Source organism: Nocardioides mesophilus (genome assembly GCF_014395785.1).
GTDB classification, from domain to species: Bacteria; Actinomycetota; Actinomycetes; order Propionibacteriales; family Nocardioidaceae; genus Nocardioides_B; species Nocardioides_B mesophilus.
Genome location: NZ_CP060713.1, coordinates 2,654,878 through 2,674,369, shown reverse-complemented (window position 1 = coordinate 2,674,369; position 19,492 = coordinate 2,654,878). Strand labels below are relative to the sequence as shown.

At 73.0% G+C, this 19,492-nt stretch carries 14 protein-coding genes and 2 pseudogenes; 2 read left to right on the top strand and 14 right to left on the bottom strand.

All coding sequences use genetic code 11. From position 1 onward, the window contains the following. Positions 1 to 29 precede the first annotated feature (29 nt). The 11 genes and pseudogenes from H9L09_RS12885 to H9L09_RS12835 form a co-directional block, all read right to left on the bottom strand. The gene (locus H9L09_RS12885) at positions 30 to 410 is read right to left on the bottom strand and encodes a cupin domain-containing protein (RefSeq protein ID WP_187577323.1); all 381 of its coding nucleotides are present in this window, start codon (positions 408 to 410) and stop codon (positions 30 to 32) included. 90 nt (positions 411 to 500) lie between these two features. Next, positions 501 to 956: a MarR family winged helix-turn-helix transcriptional regulator gene (locus tag H9L09_RS12880; RefSeq protein ID WP_187577322.1), complete on the bottom strand. Its 456-nt coding sequence runs from the start codon at positions 954 to 956 to the stop codon at positions 501 to 503. A 64-nt stretch (positions 957 to 1,020) separates the two neighbouring features. After that, the gene (locus H9L09_RS12875) at positions 1,021 to 1,485 is read right to left on the bottom strand and encodes a tryptophan-rich sensory protein (protein ID WP_187577321.1); all 465 of its coding nucleotides are present in this window, start codon (positions 1,483 to 1,485) and stop codon (positions 1,021 to 1,023) included. Positions 1,486 to 1,582: 97 nt separating this feature from the next. Continuing rightward, on the bottom strand, positions 1,583 to 2,959 hold the full coding sequence (locus H9L09_RS12870; protein ID WP_187577320.1) for a sensor domain-containing diguanylate cyclase: 1,377 nt from the start codon (positions 2,957 to 2,959) through the stop codon (positions 1,583 to 1,585). A gap of 152 nt (positions 2,960 to 3,111) precedes the next feature. After that, positions 3,112 to 4,647 carry an L-piperidine-6-carboxylate dehydrogenase gene (amaB, locus tag H9L09_RS12865; protein WP_187577319.1) on the bottom strand — a complete coding sequence of 512 codons (1,536 nt, stop codon included), beginning with the start codon at positions 4,645 to 4,647 and terminating at the stop codon, positions 3,112 to 3,114. Between the two features lie 18 nt (positions 4,648 to 4,665). Next, a complete protein-coding gene (locus tag H9L09_RS12860) occupies positions 4,666 to 5,826 on the bottom strand; it encodes an NAD(P)/FAD-dependent oxidoreductase (RefSeq protein ID WP_246456001.1) in 1,161 nt (386 codons plus the stop codon). 100 nt (positions 5,827 to 5,926) lie between these two features. Further along, complete coding sequence (locus H9L09_RS12855; RefSeq protein ID WP_246456000.1) at positions 5,927 to 8,206, bottom strand: transketolase C-terminal domain-containing protein; 2,280 nt, start codon at positions 8,204 to 8,206, stop codon at positions 5,927 to 5,929. 28 nt (positions 8,207 to 8,234) lie between these two features. Beyond that, positions 8,235 to 9,503, bottom strand: coding sequence for a metallophosphoesterase family protein (locus H9L09_RS12850; RefSeq protein WP_187577317.1), 1,269 nt, complete (start codon positions 9,501 to 9,503; stop codon positions 8,235 to 8,237). Positions 9,504 to 9,599: 96 nt separating this feature from the next. Then, positions 9,600 to 11,168, bottom strand: a complete 1,569-nt coding sequence (guaA, locus tag H9L09_RS12845; RefSeq protein WP_187580868.1) for a glutamine-hydrolyzing GMP synthase — start codon at positions 11,166 to 11,168, stop codon at positions 9,600 to 9,602. Between the two features lie 316 nt (positions 11,169 to 11,484). Continuing rightward, positions 11,485 to 13,220: pseudogene (locus tag H9L09_RS12840) on the bottom strand (GMC oxidoreductase). A gap of 2 nt (positions 13,221 to 13,222) precedes the next feature. Next, the gene (locus H9L09_RS12835; RefSeq protein WP_187577316.1) at positions 13,223 to 14,857 is read right to left on the bottom strand and encodes a succinic semialdehyde dehydrogenase; all 1,635 of its coding nucleotides are present in this window, start codon (positions 14,855 to 14,857) and stop codon (positions 13,223 to 13,225) included. 220 nt (positions 14,858 to 15,077) lie between these two features. Between H9L09_RS12835 and H9L09_RS12830 the strand changes: the two genes are divergently transcribed. Next, positions 15,078 to 15,218: a hypothetical protein gene (locus H9L09_RS12830; RefSeq protein ID WP_187577315.1), complete on the top strand. Its 141-nt coding sequence runs from the start codon at positions 15,078 to 15,080 to the stop codon at positions 15,216 to 15,218. Positions 15,219 to 15,303: 85 nt separating this feature from the next. Here the strand turns inward: H9L09_RS12830 and H9L09_RS12825 are convergent, their stop codons facing one another. After that, entirely contained in the window at positions 15,304 to 17,253 is a 1,950-nt protein-coding gene (locus H9L09_RS12825; RefSeq protein ID WP_223164032.1) for a M4 family metallopeptidase, read from the bottom strand. Positions 17,254 to 17,594: 341 nt separating this feature from the next. Next, positions 17,595 to 18,065, bottom strand: a complete 471-nt coding sequence (locus H9L09_RS12820; protein ID WP_187577314.1) for a DUF4383 domain-containing protein — start codon at positions 18,063 to 18,065, stop codon at positions 17,595 to 17,597. 167 nt (positions 18,066 to 18,232) lie between these two features. On the opposite strand from H9L09_RS12820, the gene H9L09_RS12815 reads away from it, so the two are divergent. Beyond that, positions 18,233 to 18,604, top strand: a complete 372-nt coding sequence (locus H9L09_RS12815; RefSeq protein ID WP_187577313.1) for an HNH endonuclease — start codon at positions 18,233 to 18,235, stop codon at positions 18,602 to 18,604. Between the two features lie 172 nt (positions 18,605 to 18,776). On the opposite strand, the pseudogene H9L09_RS12810 reads toward H9L09_RS12815, so the two are convergent. Then, positions 18,777 to 19,462 (bottom strand): annotated as a pseudogene (locus H9L09_RS12810) (carbon-nitrogen hydrolase family protein); the annotation flags it as partial. Positions 19,463 to 19,492 lie beyond the last annotated feature (30 nt).

Genomic DNA, 19,492 nt, shown 5'->3' with positions numbered 1-19,492 from the left:
CCGCAGGCTAGCGGCAGCGGCCGCAGCGGTCAGGACGCCCAGGGCACGGCCACCGGGTCGCCGTCGCCGACCTGGGCCTGCGAGCCGGGCAGCGCCGAGGTCAGCGTCACCACGTCGGCCCCGGGGCCGGCTGCCAGCCGGCGCGGACGACCGGCCGGCAGCACGATGCCGTCACCGGCCGGGAGCTCGCTGCGGACGCCGTCGACCTCGGCGACCAGTGTCCCCTGCACCACCACCACGACGTGGTCCACGTCGATCCGGTGCAGCGGGCCGGCGCTGCCGGCGGGCAGCTCGGTGCGCCACACCGCCAGGGGCAACCCGGGAGCGGTCGAGGGAGCGGCGTAGGTGCGCATGGTGGCGGCCGGGGTGGCGACGGCGCGGGTGTCGGCGAGCGGGACGTGCTGGGTCATGGCGATCTCCTAGATAGACAACTTGTTTGTCTAATCTAGAGATCGACCACCCGGTTGTCCATCAACCGGGGATGCCGGTCTGGACCTGCCTCACCAGCTCGGCCGCACCGGCGGCAGCTCGCCCTCGGCGCCGGCACGGACCGCCTTCTCCAGGGCCAGCCGGGCGGTGCGCAGCTGCCGCTGCCCGACCACATCCGCCCACTGCGCCTCCAGCTCGGCCTGGATCCGCACCGACGCCTCGATGGCGCTCCGCCCGCGCTCGGTCAGCACGTACGGCCGGCGCCGGGCGTCCCCCGCGGCCGGACCCGCGTCGACGTACCCCTCGTCGACGAGGGCCTGCAGCAGCTTGGCCGCGCCCTGCTTGGTCATGCCGAGCACCGGCGCGATCGCCGAGGCGGTGTCGTGGCCGTTCAGGATCGCGTTGAGCGCGTAGCCGTGGGCTGGCCGCAGCGTGGGGTGGCCGGCCTCGGCGAGCTGCTCGTGCAGCGACTCGAGCGCGACGGTGACGGCCATCGAGAGCAGCCGCACCCAGGGCACCTCGTCCACGGGCTCCTCCTCGGCGGATCGACGGACGACCGGGACGACCATACGGCCCCGGCGGCTCCGGCGCTCAGACCTCGACGGCGTACCAGACCGCCAGGCTGGTCGCCAGGCTCACCCAGACGGCGTACGGCGCCAGCAGCACGCCGGTCCACCCGACGACTCCGGCCGCGAGCACCAGCAGCACCCAGGTCAGGGCGGCCGCGATGCCCAGCGACACCGCGGAGGCGGCGAGGGCGTGCGGGACGTAGAACAGGTAGGCCCAGCCGAGTGCGAAGACCACCGCCACCGCGAGGACCGCCAGCACCGGTCCGGCACGGACCGGGTCGGCGCGGGCCAGCACCACGCCGGCGGCCAGCAGGGCCAGGAAGTTCAGCGGCCAGATCACCCCGAACACCCAGTCCGGCGGTTGCCACGGCGGCCTCGGGAGCGCGGCGTACCAGCCGGGCTCGGCGGAGACCCACACCTGCGAGAGCACCGCGTAGGCCACCACCACGACCACGAAGCCGGCACCGACCAGCAGCGTGCGGCTCATCGGGCGCGCGGGGGCAGCGGGAGCTCCATGCCTGCGACCGTAGCCGGACGCACCCCACCGGCCCGGCCCGGCACCGGCGCACCGGCACCGGCACCGCTCAGGCCGGCCGCGCCCCGCCGGCGGCCGGGGCGTCCTCGATCCCGGCACCCCCGGCGGCGTGCCGCTTCACGTCGTACATGACCGAGTCCGCCCGGGAGATGAGGTCGTCGGCACCGACCACCTCGTCCCGGCCGACGAACGCGACCCCGACGCTGGCGGAGACCGCGACCTCGCGGCCCTCGACCACCGTGGTCCCGGCGACGGCGTCCGCGAGGCGCTCCCCCAGCCGCAGCGCCGTCTCCGGGTCGTCGGCCGCACCGACCACGACGAACTCGTCGCCGCCGATCCGGGCCGCCACGTCACCCTGCCGGATGGTCTCCCGGAGGCGCTCGGCGACGTGCACCAGCACCTGGTCGCCGGCGCGGTGGCCCCAGCGGTCGTTGACCGACTTGAAGGCGTCGAGGTCGATGAACGCGACCGCGACCCCGGTCCGGTGGCGCTGGCCGAGCAGCAGCTCGAGCTGGTCGAACAAGAGCGCCCGGTTGGCCAGGCCGGTCAAGGTGTCGTGGGTGGCCCGGGCCTCCAGGGCGTGCAGCAGCGCGGCCTCCACACGCCTGCGCTCGGTGACGTCGGTGTTCACGGCGAGCGCGGCCCGGGGAGTGCCGTCGTCGTGGCGCAGCAGGTTCCACCGGCCCTCCATGACCACCTCGGCCCCGGCCTTGTCGACCACGGTGAGCTCGCCGCTCCACTCGCCCCGCTCGAGCAGCCGGTCCATCACGCTCGCGAGCTGGTCGCCGTCCGGGGCGATCAGCTGCACCAGGGACCGGCCGCGGACCTCCTCCGCCGACCAGCCCAGGATCCGCTCGGCGCCCTGGTTCCAGAGCACCACCCGGTGCTCCAGGTCCTGGACGAGGATCGCGTCCTGGGTCAGGTCGAGCAGCCGGGCCTGGTCGCCGATCCGCGCCTGCGCCTGCTTGAGCTCCTCGATGTCGGTGCAGGTGCCGAACCACTTCACGATCTCCCCCGAGTCCGACCGCAGGGGTATCGCCCGGCCCAGCATCCAGTGGTAGCTGCCGTCGAAGCGGCGCAGCCGGTACTCGATCTCGTAGCGCTCGCCGGTGCGGGTGGCCTGCTCCCAGGCGACGGCGGCAGCGCCCCGGTCCTCGGGGTGGAACGGCGGGTTCCAGCCGTCTCCGAGGCTCTCCTCCAGGGTGAGACCGGTGAAGTCCATCCAGTTCTGGTTGAAGTAGACGTGCCAGCCGTCCGGCCGCGCGATCCACACGATCTGCGGCATCGCATCCACCATCAGCCGGAGCTCGGCCTCGGCGACCCGCGAGGCCTCCGCTTCCCGGGCGCGTTCGGCGAGCTCACGCCGCAGCTCCGCGTTGCGTCGCTCCAGCTCCTGCACCTGCTGCTCCAGCTCGCGCACGAGCATGGCCCCCTCACCCCTCCGGCCGTCATCACGGCCCGATCACCGCGCGGGGTGGCGCCGGCGTACGTCGTCCGGGGGCCCCGCCCGTAGCGATCTTCGCCCCCGAATCCGCCGGACGCGCGCAGGAGCGGCCGGACGCGCCGACGCCGCTCCCCTCACACGGAGAAGTCCACACCCTGGGCGAGCGGCAGCTCGCCGGAGTAGTTGACGGTGTTGGTGGCCCGACGCATGTAGGCACGCCACGCGTCGGAGCCCGACTCGCGGCCGCCGCCGGTCTCCTTCTCGCCGCCGAAGGCACCGCCGATCTCGGCGCCGCTGGTGCCGATGTTGACGTTGACGATGCCGCAGTCGGACCCCTCCGCCGACAGGAACCGCTCGGCCTCCGCCTGGTCGTTGGTGAACACGCTCGAGGACAGCCCCTGCGGGACGGCGTTGTTGAGCGCGATCGCCTCGTCGAAGTCGTCGTAGGGCAGCACGTAGAGGATCGGCGCGAAGGTCTCCCGCTGCACCACCGCGGTCTGCTCCGGCAGCCGGACCAGCGCGGGCCGCGCGTAGTAGGCGTTCGGGGCAGCGTCCGCGAGCTCGCGGCCGCCCCCGGCGACGAGCTTGCCGCCCTCGGCGGCGGCGCGGCTCAGCGCGTCCTGCATCGCCTCGTAGGCGCCCCCGTGGATCAGCGGGCCGACGAGGGTGCCCTCGGCCATCGGGTCGCCGACCGGCAGCCGGCCGTACGCCGAGACCAGCCGGTCGGCCAGCTCCTCGACGACGCTGCTGTGCACGATGAGGCGGCGCATCGTGGTGCACCGCTGACCGGCGGTGCCGGCCGCCGAGAACACGATCCCGCGGGTGGCGAGGTCGAGGTCGGCGCTGGGGCCGACGACGGCGGCGTTGTTGCCGCCCAGCTCGAGCAGCGAGCGTCCGAACCTGTCCGCGACGCGCGGCCCCACGGCCCGACCCATCCGGGTCGACCCGGTGGCGCTGAGCAGGGCGACCCCGGAGTGGTCGACCAGTGCCTGCCCGACGTCGGCGCCGCCGACCACGACCTGGGAGAGGTCGCCCGGCGCGTCGCACTCGGCGATCGCCCGGGCCAGGATCGCCTGGCAGGCGAGGGCGGTGAGTGGGGCCAGCTCGGACGGCTTCCACACGACCGGGTCGCCGCAGACCAGCGCCACCGCGGTGTTCCAGGACCACACCGCGGCCGGGAAGTTGAACGCCGAGACCACCCCGACGACACCGAGCGGGTGCCAGGTCTCCATCAGCCGGTGGCCGGGTCGCTCCGAGGGCATCGTGCGGCCGTAGAGCTGCCGCGAGAGCCCGACGGCGAAGTCGCAGATGTCGATCATCTCCTGCACCTCGCCGCGGGCCTCGGAGGTGATCTTGCCGACCTCCAGGCTGATCAGCGTGGCCACGTCGTCCTTGTGGACGGCGAGCAGCTCGCCGAGCCGCTTCACCAGCGCGCCGCGGGCCGGGGCCGGCACCGTCCGCCAGACCCGGAAGGCCTCCTGGGCGCGAGCGACGGCCGCGTCCACGCCGTCCGCCGAGGTCCACGAGAGCGACGTCAGCTGCTCGCCGTTGACCGGGGAGCTGACGCCCCTGTCGCCGGCGTGCGCATCGAGGTCGACCCCGCAGCGTCGGGCCGTGGTCCGGGCCAGCTCGGCGAGGGCGCTCTGGCCGGGGATGTCGTGCGCGGTCATCGTGGTGCTCCTTGGTGCTCAGACAACGTTGAGCTCTGGTCGGGTGTCGCTGCGGTCGAACCGGTGCGCGTCGAGCCCGGTGACGTCCACCGGTGGCGGCGTACCGAGGAACAGGTCGCGCATGACCTCTCCCACGGCCGGTCCCATCAGGAAGCCGTGCCCGGAGAAGCCTGTCGCATAGAGGAAGCGGGAGACGTCCCGGGCCTCGCCGATGAGGGCGTTGTGGTCCGGGGTCATCTCGTAGAGCCCCGCCCAGCCGCCGGCGAGACCCACGGCGCCGAGGGCGGGCGCCCGGCGTTCGACGGCCTCGCCCAGCCGGGGAAGCCAGGAGTCGGACCGGCCCAGCTTGAAGCCGGGGGTCTCGTCGGGGTCGGACATGCCCAGCAGCAGGCCGGGCCCCTCGCCGTGGAAGTAGAGGCTGGTGGAGAAGTCGATCGTGAAGGGCGTCCGCGGGTCGAGGCCCGGCATCGGCTCGGTCAGCACGATCTGCCGCCGCAGCGGCAGCACCGGCAGGTCGACGTCCACCATCGCCGCGCACTCGCGCGACCAGGCGCCCGCGGTGCAGATGACCGCGTCGGTGGCCACCGGACCCCGCGTGGTCTGCACGCCGGTGATCCTCGAGCCGTCCCGGGTGATGCCGGTGACCTCGCAGTCGCGGACCAGCCGGGCCCCGGCGCGACGGGCGGCGCCGGCGTACCCCAGCACCACGGACTCGGGCGTGCAGTGGCCGTCGCGGGGCGAGTAGGCGGCGGCGAGCAGCCCGTCGGTCCCGATCAGCGGCGAGAGCCGCTTCGCCTCCGCCGGCTCCAGCATCCGGCTCGGCACGCCCAGCTCGTTCTGGAGCGCCACGTTGGCCTCGAACGCGTCCACGTCCTCGGGCCGGTCGAGCAGGAACAGGTAGCCGACCTGGTGCAGGTCGATCTCCTGGCCGAACGTCTCACCGAAGGTCTCGAAGGTCTCGAGGCTGCGGAGGCCGAGCTCGATGTTGACCGCGTCGGAGAACTGCGCGCGGACCCCGCCGGCCGCCTTGCAGGTGGAGCCGGAGCCGAGCTCGGAGCGCTCGAGCAGGACCACGTCCCGCACCCCCGCCTGCGCGAGGTGGTACGCCGTGCTCAGGCCCATCACGCCGCCGCCGATGATCACGACGGACGCGCTCGCCGGGAGCTCGGTGTGCGGCACGGTGCCTCGCAGTGGTCGACGTGGTGGGTGGTCGCCCCCATCCTGGGGCTCTCCCGACGGCACAGACAAGCACATCCGCCCCTGGGCGCGGCCGGAACGGCTACGACGTGCGCTGCCCGGGTCCCGGCCCCAGCAGGAGCAGCGCCTCGCGGACGATGTCGTCCTCGGACAGCAGCACGTGCGCGGCCGCCGGGCCGAGCGGGACGAACGAGTCGGCACTCGTGACCCGGGCGAGCCGCGGCGGGTCCCCCGCGTCCACCAGCGCCGCGAGCACCCCCTCCGAGACACCGCCGCCGGCCCGGGTCTCGTCGACGACGAGGATCCGCTCGAAGCGGCGTGCCTCGGCGAGGAGCTCCTCGACCGGGAGCGGCGCCAGCCAGCGCAGGTCGAGCAGGGTGCAGGCCACCTGCTCCGCCTCCAGGCGTCGGGCGGCGCGCAGCGCCATCGGGACCCCGTTGCCGAAGGTCACCATCAGCAGGTCGGTGCCGGTGCCGTGCCGGCGGACCGTGCCCAGCCGGCCGGCCCGGTCCGACGGGTCGCCCGGCGGCGGGTAGGTCGCGGTCCACCCACCGTCACCGGGCTCGTGCAGGTCCCGGGAGTGGTAGAGCGCGATCGGCTCGAGGTAGACGCACACCCGGCCGTCGCGCTCGGCCAGCGCGACGCACTCGCGGAGCAGGGCCGGGGCGTCCTGCGGGTGGCTCGGCACGCACAGCACGAGGCCGGGGATGTCGCGCAGGACCGCGACGGAGTTGTCGTTGTGGAAGTGGCCGCCGAACCCCTTCTGGTAGGCCAGGCCGGCGATCCGGACCACCATCGGGTTGCGGTAGGAACCGTCGGAGAAGAACGGCAGCGAGGCGGCCTCGCCGCGCAGCTGGTCCTCGGCGTTGTGCAGGTAGGCGAGGTACTGGATCTCCGGCAGCGGCAGCACCCCGGCCAGCGCGGCGCCGAGCGCGGTGCCCAGGATCGTCTGCTCGTCCAGGAGCGTGTCGAGGACCCGGGCGCCGCCGAACCGCTTGCGGAGCCCGCGGGTGACGCCGTAGACGCCGCCCTTCACCGCGACGTCCTCCCCGAGCACGACGGCGTGCGGGTGCGCGAGCATCACGTCGGTCAGCGCCGCGTTGACTGCCTGGGCCAGGGTGAGCGCCCCCTGCGCCTCCGGCAGCGCACCGGCCCAGGTCGTCACCCGGTCCGCCGCCACCACCTGCGACTGCGGGCGCGGCGCGGCGGGCGTGCGCAGCGGCCGGACGACCTCCGCCCGATCACGGAGCCGGCGCTCGCCGAGGACGGCCTCGGCCTCGGAACGCACCCGCTCCCCCACCGACTCGTAGCGCTCCAGCACCTGCTCCGGCGAGAGGATGCCGTGCCGGGCGAGGTAGCCGGCGGTGGCGAGCAGCGGGTCCCGCTCGTAGTCGGCGAGGATCTCGCCGCGCGAGCGGTAGCCGAGCTCGACGTCGGAGCCGGCGTGGCCCATGAAGCGGACCGTCCGCAGGTGCAGCACCGTCGGCCTGCGGGTCTCGCGGACCGTGTCGACGGCGCGGCGTACGTCGGCCAGCAGCCGGTCCGGCTCCGGGTCGGCCGCGTCGACGTACCCGAGGCCGGGCAGCCGGCGCAGGGCCTGCTCGGTCCAGCCCGTCGGGGTGCGGGTGCTGATCCCGATCCCGTTGTCCTCGCAGACCAGCAGCAGCGGCACGGCGAGCCCGCGGTGGGTCAGGTATGCCGCGGCGTTGAACGCCCCCTGCGCGGTGGAGTGGTTGAGCGAGGCGTCCCCGAACGAGCAGACGACGATCGCCTCCGGCGGCCACGGCATGTCCGGCTGCACCCCGCGCAGCGAGCCGAGGGTGTAGGCCAGCCCGACGGCGCGCGGCAGGTGCGAGCCGATGGTGGAGGTCTGCGGGACGATGTGCAGCACGGGGTGGCCGAAGACCTTGTGCCGGCCGCCCGACATCGGGTCCGCGACCGCGCTGGTCAGGCTCAGCAGCACGTCCCGGACCGGCTGGGTGGCGCTCTGCCCCGGCGAGAGACTGGCGGCGTGCCGGGCCGCCCGGGCGGCGTAGAAGCCGCCGGAGCGGTAGTGCAGCAGCGCCGGGTCGTCGACCCGGGTCAGCAGGCCCAGGGCCGCGTTGGCCTCGTGGCCGGCCGAGCCGATCGTGTAGAACCCCTCCGCACGGGACTGCAGCCAGCGCGCGGCGAAGTCCAGGTGGCGGCTCTGCGCCTGGGCGTCGAAGAGCGCGAGCACCGTCCCCGGACCGGTGCGGTCGGTCCGGCCGGCCTGGTCGGAAGGGTCCGACGGGTCGGCCACGACGGCGTCCCGCGGGCGCGCCGCCTCCGCGGCCAGGCTGCGCACGCGGTCGCGGAAGAAGTCGTCGATCGGCTCGCTCACACGTCTCCTTCCGTCGCGATCAGGACCCTCAGCGTCCGAGCTCCGCCGCCGGCGCCAGGTCCCCGGTGCGACGGCGCAGGTTGCGGTTCGGCGTCAGGACTGCGGTCCCGAGCCGCACCGCACCCGGCAGGTACTCCACCACTCCGGGGACCGCCCGCTTGGAGGAGGTCTGCCAGAGGCGCTCGCCGGAGTCGTCGACGCGGGCCTGGAAGCCGAAGGAGCTGATCTCCATCCGGTCGTCGAAGACGTGCACGCTCAGGTAGCGGGTCCTGCCGAACGACATCAGACCGCCGTGGCTGATCTGCACCGGACCCGCACGCCGGTCGATGGCGGTGTCCTGGTGCACCTCTCCGGCGAGGTACAGGTCGACGCCGTACCGATCCATCGCCTTCCACATCGCGGAGCCGGTGCCACCGGCCAGCATCAGCTTGCTCGACCCCTCGCTGCGGACGGGGCCCGCGATCGGGGTGTGCGCCTGGACGATCACCCACGGATAGCGGCTCGCCTTCCGGCGCAGCACGTCCTCGAACCAGCGCAGGTGCTTGCCGGAGAGCTCCGCCGTCACCGCCTTGGTCTGCGGGGAGACGTTCCGGTCGTGCCGGCGGAAGACGTCCACGGACACCAGCAGCACTTCGGGCGAGAGCGCGGTCCAGTAGGACGTGTCGCTGAACGCGGTCCCCTGCGGTCGGTGCGTGGCGCGGTAGCGGGACCCGATCAGGTGCCGGGCGAAGGTGTGCTTGAAGGTGCCGAAGGCGGCGTACTTGAAGGTGCCGCGCCCCCAGGCGTTGTCACCGATCTCGTGGTCGCCGACGGTGACGTGCGGGACCGGGAGCCCGTGGTCGCGGAACCGTTGCACCCACGCGCCGTAGTAGAGGTCACCGGCGTTGCGCACCGCCTGGAGCCGCTCCGCCGTCGTCCCGACGGGGCCGAAGATGCCGGTCCCGTCGACGTCGGTCCCCCAGTGCCCCTCCACCGTGTCCCCGGCAACCAGGACGTCGTCGGGCGCCTCGGCCGCGAGCTGGTCCAGGATCACGTCAAGGGAGGCCGCGTAGGAGCCGTTCCAGCTGTTGTGCACGCCGTCCCAGGTGGACAGGCCGGAGACGTCGGCCATATCGGCGTTCAAGAAGTCCGGCGCCGAGACGAAGGTGTACGCCGGCGCCTCCTGCACGACCGTGCCGGTCGTGCTGCCGCTGGTGGTGCTCACACCGGCACCGACCGGGTCCGCCAGTGCCGGACCCGACGCGACGGCACAGCCCGTCACCAGGACGGCGACGGCGCCCCACACCCATGACTTCACGACGACTCCCCCGAGAGACCGAGCTGATCCGCGTTCATGATGCCCCGGACCCACCTGCCGGCGCTGCCGATCCGGGCGATCAGGCGCCCGCTGGACTCACTCCCACTCGATGGTGCCGGGCGGCTTGCTGGTGATGTCGAGGGTGACCCGGTTGATCTCGCGGACCTCGTTGGTGATCCGCGTCGAGATCGTCTCGAGGACGTCGTAGGGCAGCCGGGCCCAGTCCGCGGTCATCGCGTCCTCGGAGGTCACCGGCCGCAGCACCACCGGGTGGCCGTAGGTGCGGCCGTCGCCCTGGACGCCGACGGAGCGTACGTCGCCGAGCAGCACGACCGGGAACTGCCAGATGTCGCGATCCAGACCCGCACGGGTGAGCTCCTCACGCGCTATCGCGTCGGCCTCCCGGAGGATGTCGAGCCGCTCCTGGGTGACCTCGCCGACGATCCGGATCGCGAGGCCGGGGCCGGGGAACGGGTGTCGCCAGACGATCTCCGCGGGCAGTCCGAGCTGCTCGCCGACCAGGCGGACCTCGTCCTTGAACAGCGTGCGCAGCGGCTCGACCAGTGAGAACTCGAGGTCCTCGGGCAGGCCGCCGACGTTGTGGTGGGACTTGATGTTCGAGGTCCCGGCGCCGCCGCCGGACTCGACCACGTCGGGGTAGAGCGTCCCCTGGACCAGGAACTCGACCTTCGCCCCGTGGCTGGCGGCGTCGCCGACGATCTCGGCCTCGGCCGCCTCGAAGACCCGGATGAACTCCCGGCCGATGATCTTGCGCTTCTCCTCGGGGTCGCTCACCCCGGCGAGCGCGTCGAGGAAGCGCTTCTGCGCGTCCACCACGTGCAGGGAGACGCCGGTGGCCGCGACGAAGTCGCGCTCCACCTGCTCGGCCTCGCCCTTGCGGAGCAGCCCGAGGTCGACGAAGACGCAGGTGAGCTGGTCGCCGATGGCGCGCTGGACCAGTGCCGCGGCGACCGCGGAGTCCACCCCGCCGGAGAGCCCGCAGATGGCCCGCTTGTCGCCGATCTGCTCGCGGATCTTCTCGACCTGCTCCTCGACGATGTTGACCATCGTCCAGGTCGGCCGGCAGCCGGCGATCTCGTGCAGGAAGTGCTCGAGGACCTGCTGGCCGTGCTCGGTGTGCAGCACCTCGGGGTGCCACTGCACGCCGGCCATCCGGCGGTCGAGGTCCTCGAAGGCGGCCACCGGCGTCGCCGCGGTGCTGGCCAGCACGTCGAAGCCCGCCGGGGCCGCGACCACGCTGTCCCCGTGGCTCATCCAGACCCGGTGCTCGGTCGGCACCTCGCGCAGCAGCGTGCCGGCGCTGGTCACCGTCACCGGGGTGCGGCCGTACTCCGAGCGCCCGGTCCGGGCGACCTCGCCACCCAGCGCCTGTGCCATCGCCTGGAAGCCGTAGCACATCCCGAACACCGGGACGTCGGAGCTGAAGATGTCCGCGTCGACGCGAGGCGCGCCGGGCTCGTAGACCGACGAGGGACCACCGGAGAGGATGATCGCCTTCGGCCGGCGCGCCAGCATCTCGGCCACCGGCGTCGTGTGCGGCACGATCTCGGAGTAGACCCGCGCCTCCCGCACGCGGCGGGCGATCAGCTGGGCGTACTGGGCGCCGAAGTCGACGACGAGGACCAGGTCGTGGTCCGGGGTCACTGCTCGCTCACGGGACAGAGTCACCTGGACTTTCGTGAGGCTCGGAAGGGGGCTGCCCGCCGGAGGCCCGGCGCTGCGGGCAGTCTATCGACCGGCCCGGTCCGGTGGGCCGCCAGGCAGCCGCCGGAAAAAACTTCGCGGCCCGGCGTAACCCCGGTCCGGCGGCGTCGTTGAGCAGCCGAGAGACCCGGCGGCTCCAGCTCCCTCCCAGGCCGGGTCTCGCCTCAGTCCGTGCAGCTGCGGACATGTTCAGGGCCCGGCCACCCTCCCTCCCCGGCCGGGCCCTGACCCCTTTCCAGGGCAGGCCCGGGCCGGCTCAGCCGACCGAGACGATCGGCAGGCGGAGCGCGCCGGGCGCCGCGGCCGGCACGACCGGCTGCCGCGGCGGCACCGGGTCCAGCCGGGTGTACGCCGCCCCGAGCTCCGGCCGGGGGTCGGGCTCGCCCTTGTTGGGCCAGAACGCCATCGCCCGCTCCGCCTGCGCGGTGATCGTCAGCGACGGGTTCACCCCGAGGTTCGCGGAGACCGCCGAGCCGTCCACGACGTGCAGCCCCGGGTGCCCGTAGAGGCGCTGGTAGGGGTCGATCACGCCGTGCTCCGGATCGGTGCCGATGGGGCAGCCGCCGATGAAGTGGGCGGTCAGCGGCCGGTTGAACGGCTCGCCGATCGAGCCACCGGCCTTCCCGCCGACGACCTTCGCCATCCGGCGTACGGCGTCGTTGCCCACCGGGATCCAGGTCGGGTTGGGCACGCCGTGTCCCTGCTTGGAGGTGAGGTACCGCCGACCGGTGAGCCGGTTGCGCTTGGTGTAGGTGGTGATCGAGTTGTCGAGGCTCTGCATGACGAGCGCGATCACGGTCCGCTCCGACCAGTGCTTCATGTCGTAGAGGTCGAGGACGTGGGACCTCTGCCGCCACAGCTCCCCCAGCCAGGTGCGCCACCGCGGCGCCGGACCGGCCCCGTCGGTGAGCACCGTCTGCATCAGCGACATCAGGTTGCTGCCCTTGCCGTAGCGGACCGGCTCGATGTGGGTGTCCTTGTCGGGGTGGAAGCTGGACGTGATCGCCACCCCGGTGCTGAAGTCCAGCCTCGTGTCGGGCGCGATCGCACCGAGGATCGACTCGGAGTTCGTGCGCGAGAGGTGGCCGAGCCGCTCCGAGACGCGGGGCAGGTGGCCCTCGTCGCGCAGCCGGTGCAGCATCCGCTGGGTGCCCAGCGCGGAGGCGGAGAAGATCACCTGATCGGCGGTCAGGGTCCGGGTCGCCGAGCGACGGCGCAGCTTCGCCTTGGTGAAGCGGACCGTGACGTCGAAGCCGCCGCCGGGCCGCTCGTCGACCTGCGTCACCGTGGTGAGCGGGAGGACGACCGCACCGTTGCGCTCGGCGAGGTACAGGTAGTTCTTCACCAGGGTGTTCTTGGCGTTGTGCCGGCAGCCGGTCATGCACTCGCCGCAGGCCGTGCAGGCGTTGCGCTCCGGTCCCACGCCGCCGAAGTACGGGTCCGGTGCCCGCTCGCCCCGCTGGCTGCCGGGGCCGCCGAAGAAGACGCCGACCGGGGCGGGGTGGAACGTCTCCCCCACCCCCATCTCGACGGCGACCTTCTCCATCACGTCGTCGGCGGGGTCCGGATCGGGTTCTCCACCACGCCGAGCATCCGCTTGGCCTGGTCGTAGAACGGCGCCAGCTCGCTGCGCCAGTCGGTGATGTCGCGCCACTGGGGATCGTCGTAGAAGGCGTCGAGCGGCTCGTAGAGCGTGTTCGCGTAGACCAGCGACCCGCCGCCGACCCCGGCCCCGGACACGATCAGGCAATCCTTGAGAGCGTCGATCCGCTGGATCCCGTAGCAGCCGACCTCGGGGCGGAACAGGAACTTCCTGGCCTCGAACGAGGTGCTCGCGAAGTCCTCGTCGTCGAAGCGCGCCCCCGCCTCGATCACCCCGACGCGGTAGCCCTTCTCGGTCAGCCGGAGAGCTGAGACCGACCCCCCGAAGCCGGAGCCGACCACCAGGACGTCGAAGTCGAGCGCGCCTGCCTCACGTGCCTGAGCTGTCATCGTCATTTCCTTCCCAGCCTCTTCATCAGTCGCAGGTACGCCGTCATCACCTTGGCGTAGGTCTCGTCGCTCATCCCGAGCACCGGCGCGAACCGGAGCAGCCGCTGGGTGGCGACCGCCTGGGTCTCGGTGTAGCGGTGGATCCCCTCGCCGCCCTGCCGGCGCCCGATGCCGGACTCGTGCATGCCGCCCATCGGGGCGTCGACGCTGGCGAAGGTGGCGGCGAACGCCTCGTTGACGTTGACGGTGCCGCACCTGATCGTCCGCGCCAGCTCGCGACCACGCCTGGCGTCGCGGGTGTAGACCGAGGCGTTCAGTCCGTAGTCACCGGCGTTCGCGCGGGCGACGGCGTCGCTCTCGTCCTGGAAGCGGTACACCGAGACCACGGGCCCGAAGGTCTCCTCGCCGAAGCAGGTCATCTCCGGGGTGACGCCCTCGAGGATGGTGGGCTCGAAGTAGTACGGGCCGAGGTCGGGACGGGCCCGGCCGCCGGTCAGGACGCGCGCCCCCTTGGCCCGGGCGTCCTCGACGTGGCGCACGACGGTGTCGAGCTGCGCCTGGGAGATCAGCGACCCCATGTCGCTGCCCCAGCCGAGCCCCACCTCCAGCCGCATCGCCTCGGTGCGTTCCACGAACTTCGCCAGGAACCGGTCGTAGACCTGGTCGGCCACGAACATCCGCTCCATCGACACGCACAGCTGGCCGGCGTTGGAGAAGCTGGCACGTACGGCGCCCTCGGCCGCTCGGTCCAGGTCGGCGTCGCGGAGCACCAGGAACGGGTTCTTGCCGCCGAGCTCGAGCGAGCAGCCGATCAGCCGCTGCGCGCACTGCTGCGCAACCAGCGCGCCGGTGGCGGTGGAGCCGGTGAAGCAGACGTGGTCGGCGTGCCTGATGATCTCGGGCCCGAGCACCCGGCCCGGACCGGCGACCACCTGCCACAGGTCGGGAGGGAAGCCGGCCTCCTCCAGCAGCTGCTTGGCGAGCAGCGCGCTGAGCATCGTCTGGGCGTCCGGCTTGGCGACGACCGCGTTGCCCGCCATCAGCGCGGGCAGCCCGTCGCAGAGCGCCATCGTGAACGGGTAGTTCCAGGGCGAGATGATCCCGACGACCCCCTTGGGGATCCGGTTCACCTCGACGTGGGTGAGCGCCGGGACGACGCCGGCCACCCGGTGGCTGTCCAGGTGCTCGTGCGCGGAACGGGCGTAGTAGCGGGCGGTCAGCGCGATGTGCAACGGCTCGTCGAAGGCGTGCTTGCGGGCCTTGCCCGACTCCCAGCAGATGAGGTCGATGATCTCGCTCTGCCGGTCGAGCACCAGGTCGTGCAGCCGCAGCATGGTCGCGGCGCGCTCGTCGAGCGACGTCCGGACCCAGGCCTGCTGCGCGCGCCGGGCCCGCCGGAACGCCTCGGCGACGTCGCCCGGCTCGGACTGCGGCACGTGCCCGAGTGGCTGGCCGTTGACGGGGCAGACGGACGGCTCCGTGCGTCGGCTGGTGGCGACCACCTGCTCGGTGAGGGCCCGCACGTAGCCGGGCTCCAGCGCGTAGCTGGCGGTCGGGTCCAGGGCAGGGTCGCGGAGCTCGTCGTGCCCCGCGGCGCCCGCCGGCGACCGGTCCGGCGGGGTCGGCTGATCACTCATATACCGAGAGTATGTGACGGCCGTCTCCGTCTCTACCCTTCGGTAACTTCTGGTCGCCGGTCTGGACACCCGGCTTTGCGCGGCCCGCCCCCGGCAGAGACGGAGGTCACCCCCACGTAAGCGGCAAAAGGGAATTCTGATCCCTACGCGTTGTTAGCATCAGTACACGAGGAAACTCCTTACATCCCGCGGGATGGAACGCACGTCGGAAGGAACCACCATGTCCACCGGTTCAGCCCCCCTGCTCATGCTCGACCTCGCTGCTTCGCAGATGCGCGACCGGCAGCGCTCGGCGCGTGACCGCGCCCAGACGAGCCTGGCCCAGCGGGCCCGCGCGGCCCGACGCGCCGCCCGCCGCTGATCCCTCCGGCCCGACCGGAGACGACGACGGGCGCCGGCGACCTCTCGGTCACCGACGCCCGCGCAACCGCTTGGCGACGTGCTCCTCAGCTGGTGCTGAGCACCACGTCGTCGATCAAGAAGCTGGTGCCCAGCGAGGCGTCCTCCACCCCGAGGAGCTTCACCGTCACCGTCCGCCCGGTGAAGGCCGACAGGTCGACGGTCCTCAGCACGTAGCCGCTGCCCTTGTCGAGGTTGGAGTAGGTCGCGAGGGTGCTCGTCGTACCGCCGCTGAGCACCTGCACCTTCAAGGTGTCGTACGCCGTGCCCGTCGTGGTCTCGTCCGAGGCCACCCAGAGGTAGAGGCTCAGCGTGGCGCGTGCCGCTGCGGGAACCGCGACCGACTGCTGCACGTAGTCGGTGTGCGCGGCGCCGTACCCGTCGAGCCACGCGTACCACGACCCCGACCGGGGCGAGCCGCCCGTCGCGTTCGTGATCGCCCCCGACGTCGCGCTCCATGAGACGGCCGCGGACTCGAAGCCGGGGTTGGCGAGCAGGTTCCCGCCGGTCGGCGGCGGGGTGCTGGTGCCGCAGGTCTCCGAGGTGCTGGTCGAGACGCCCTTCCAGGCGGCGAGCGTGGTGACGCACTGGGTCGACGAGGCGCCGTACAGGTCCTTGGCCGCCCGGACCAGGTAGCCGGCCGCCTGCGGGTAGGTCGTCGTCGAGGTCATGTAGGCGCTCAGCGCCCGGTACCAGATCTTCGCCGCCGCGTCGCGGCCGATCCCGGTGACCGAGGTGCCGTTGCAGGTGCTGCTCGTGTGGGTGCGACCGCCGATGGTCTTGGTGCCCGACCCCTCGGCCATCAGGTAGAACGCGTGGTTGCCGACCCCCGAGGAGTAGTGCGGGTCGAGGCCGGCCGTCGAGGTGGACCAGCAGTTCACCGACGCCCCGTCCGCGGCCGGGTTGTCCATGCGGCGCAGGTAGCCACCGGAGGTCCGGTAGATCTTCTCCCCGATGTAGTAGTCGCCGGGATCGCTGCTGTTCGCGGCCTTGAACTCCACCATCGTGCCCATCACGTCGGACGTCGCCTCGTTGAGGCCGCCCGCGTCGCCGGAGTAGACGAGCCCGGCGGTGGACGAGGTCAGGCCGTGCGACATCTCGTGCCCGGCGACGTCGAGCGAGGTCAGCGCGTTGAGCGTGGAACCGCCGTCGCCGTAGGTCATGCAGAAGCAGGGGTCGTACCAGAAGGCGTTCTCGTAGCTGCTGCCGTAGTGCACCTTGGAGTAGGCAGCCGCGCCGTCACCGCGGATCCCGGAGCGGCCGAACAGGTCGCGGTAGAGGTCCCAGGTCACCGCGGCGCCGTAGTGCGCGTCCACCGCCGCGGTCTGCCGGCTCGAGGTGCTGCCGTTGCCCCAGGTGTTGTCGGCGTCGGTGAAGAGCGTGCCGGTGGCGGTCTGGCTGGTGGAGCCGTTGGCGTCGTGGGTGCGGTGACCGCCTCGGGTCGCGTCGGTGAGCTGGTACGTCGACCCGCTCAGCGAGGTCTTCAACGTGACGGTGCCGGAGTACTGGGAGTAGCCGGTGCCGTCGGCGTGCTTGACGACCTCGTCGGTGCCGAGCAGCCGACCGGAGCGTGCGTCGGTGTAGACGAGGCTCTCCACCGGTCCGCCCTCCGCGTCGGTCCCGGTGACCGTGGTCTCCCAGGCGAGCACCGGCCGGTGCTGCACGGCGTACACGACCTTGCGCGGCGCGCCGGTGTCCCGCAGTCCGGTGGCGCGGGCGGACCGGGCGGCCGCGTCCGTAGGGGCGACGGTCGCCTCGGTGGAGGCGACGGCCACGGGTCGCTCGGTCGACCACTCCACCCCGGAGAGCCGGCGACCCGGACCCTCGTGGACGACGAGGTCACCCCCGATGACGGGCAGGCCGGCGAACGTGCGGTCGTAGCGGACGTGCCGGGTGCCGTCCGTGTCGGCGACGACGTCCTTGACGACGAGGTGGACCCGCTCACCGAGGCGCAGGGCCTGCTCGGTGCCGGGTCGCTCGGCGCGGGCCCGCGCCACGGCGGCCGCCCGCTCCCGGGGGTGAACGAGGGATCCGGCCGGTGCAGGGCCGATGAGCCGGAGAGGGTCTGGTCGACCGCCTCCGCCGGGGCGACGGTGGCCAGGACGGCCGTCGTGCTGAGCGCGACGGCTGCGGCCAGGGCGCCACTCCCGAGAGGTGCTCGCTTCACGCGCGTGCCTTTCTCTGTGACGGGGCGCCAGGATCTCCAGCGCCTCACGTCCGGCCCGGGACGAAGTCGTCCCGGGCCGGACTGTGAGGATCACCTGGCACGCAGCCGCTCACAAGACGGCAGTTTGCGCAGTTGCACAACTCCGCAAAAAGCGGGTGTGCCGGCCGCCGCTCAGCCGAGGTGGGGGCCAGCGGCGTCCGCGGCCTTCTTGCCGAGCACGACGCCCAGCGCGATCATGGCCACGCCCAGGACGAAGTGCAGCCAGTTGTCCGCGGTGTTCAGCGGCACGAAGTTGGCCGCCGAGTCGTGGTCCACGACGAGCCCGTAGACCCAGAGGACCAGGTAGACGGCGCCGCCGCCGATGAGGAAGTTGCGGGCGCTGGAGGCGGTGCGCGCCATCGCCAGGCCGGCGATGCCGAAGAGCAGGTGCACGATGTTGTGCAGCACCGAGACCTCGAAGAGGCCGATCAGCTTGGCGCCGGACTCGTGGCCGGCCACCTGCAGCGCGTCGTAGTTGGTGGTGATCCCGGGCACGAAGCCGAGGATGCCGACCAGCAGGAACACGGCGCCGACCGCGGCTGCGGCCTTCTGCACCAGGGTCTTGTCGGTCGTGCGGGTGGTGGTGTGGCTGTGCGTAGTCATATGCGTCCGTTCTGGTTGATCGTGCCGTAGCCGCACCGGTACCCGCCGGTTCCGGTTTGCAGGCACCCGGCGCTCCGTGATCCACGACTCACCCCCGAGCGCCGCGGAGCCGGCGAGTCGCTGCTCCGGGCCGCTGGAGCCGGGCTCCGGGCCCCTAGGCTGGGTCGATGGCGCTGGACCGGAGCCGCAGGGCGCGCAGCGCCCGCAAGCGCAAGCGTCGCCTCGCCGCCGTCGAGCACGACCTCAGCAGCGAGCAGTGGAGCGCCCTCCAGGCGGCCTGGGGAGGTTGTGCCTACTGCGGGGCGACCGGCAGGCCGCTGCAGCGCGACTGCGTCCTGCCGCTCTCCCGCGGTGGCCGCTACACGCTCGACAACATCGCGCCGGCCTGCGGCTCCTGCAACGCCAGCAAGTGCAACTCCGAGGTCACCGGCTGGCTGCGGCGCAAGCGCCTCGACGAGCGGGCGTTCCTGGTCCGGCACGCGGAGATCGGGGCGGCCCTGGTGCTCCGGTTCGGCGGCACACCGGCGGCCGGGTCCTGACCGCCGCGCGGCCCCACCCTGCGGCCCGCGGTCCAGCCGGCTAGGCGAGGGCGAGCAGGTGGCGTCGGGCGAGCTGGTCGACCCGGTCGCGCGCGACCGGGTGTGCCGCCTGGAAGCGGCGCACCTCGGCCGGGTCGAGGTCGGCGAAGGCCACCGCAGGTGACGCGTCGCCGACCCGGTCGAGCGGGCGGCCCTCGGGCTCGTAGACGGCGCTGCCGCCGTTGAACCTCCAGTCCCCGCACCGCCCGGTCAGGCCGGCGAAGACGACGTAGATGCCGTTGTCGATCGCGCGGGCGGCGTAGTAGAGGTCCCGCCGGTGCTCCGAGCCGACGAAGTACGCCGACGGGCAGAGGTACGCCGTCGCCCCCGCTGCGGCGGCGGCCGCCGCGTGCTCGGGAAGCAGCCGTCGTAGCAGACCCCGAGGCCGAGCTCCCAGCCGTCGAGGGTGATCGAGGCGCCGTGGTCGCCGGCGTCGAAGAACTCGCGCTCGTCGGCGAACAGGTGCTGCTTGTCGTACGGCGCGGTGGTGGTTCCGTCGGGGGCGACCACGAGCACCGACAGGGTGTGCCGGCCGTCCTCGTGGGCCACCGCGGCACCGACCACGACCGCGATCGCGCCTTCCCGGGCGGCCGACCGCAGCGGCTCGAGGACCGCGTCGTCAGGCCGCAGGCAGCCCTCGGGGGTCCAGGCCGCGACGTCGTACCCGGTGAGGAAGAGCTCGGGCAGCACCACCAGCCGGGCACCGCCCCGGGCCGCGGCCCGCACCAGCGACACCGCGGTCGCCACGTTCGCGGGGACGTCGCCGGAGACCGACTCGGCCTGGGCGGCCGCCACCCGCAGCACCCCCGCGGACGTCATCCGGACCGGGGCCTGTCGCGCACGGTCCGC

Bases quoted from the DNA above. Each gene is read 5' to 3' on its own strand.
- H9L09_RS12820 (WP_187577314.1), bottom strand. From the start codon at position 18,065: ATGACTACGCACAGCCACACCACCACCCGCACGACCGACAAGACCCTG.
- amaB (WP_187577319.1), bottom strand. From the start codon at position 4,647: ATGACCGCGCACGACATCCCCGGCCAGAGCGCCCTCGCCGAGCTGGCC.
- H9L09_RS12875 (WP_187577321.1), bottom strand. From the start codon at position 1,485: ATGAGCCGCACGCTGCTGGTCGGTGCCGGCTTCGTGGTCGTGGTGGTG.
- H9L09_RS12815 (WP_187577313.1), top strand. From the start codon at position 18,233: ATGGCGCTGGACCGGAGCCGCAGGGCGCGCAGCGCCCGCAAGCGCAAG.
- H9L09_RS12870 (WP_187577320.1), bottom strand. From the start codon at position 2,959: ATGCTCGTGCGCGAGCTGGAGCAGCAGGTGCAGGAGCTGGAGCGACGC.
- H9L09_RS12885 (WP_187577323.1), bottom strand. From the start codon at position 410: ATGACCCAGCACGTCCCGCTCGCCGACACCCGCGCCGTCGCCACCCCG.
- H9L09_RS12835 (WP_187577316.1), bottom strand. From the start codon at position 14,857: ATGAGTGATCAGCCGACCCCGCCGGACCGGTCGCCGGCGGGCGCCGCG.
- H9L09_RS12830 (WP_187577315.1), top strand. From the start codon at position 15,078: ATGTCCACCGGTTCAGCCCCCCTGCTCATGCTCGACCTCGCTGCTTCG.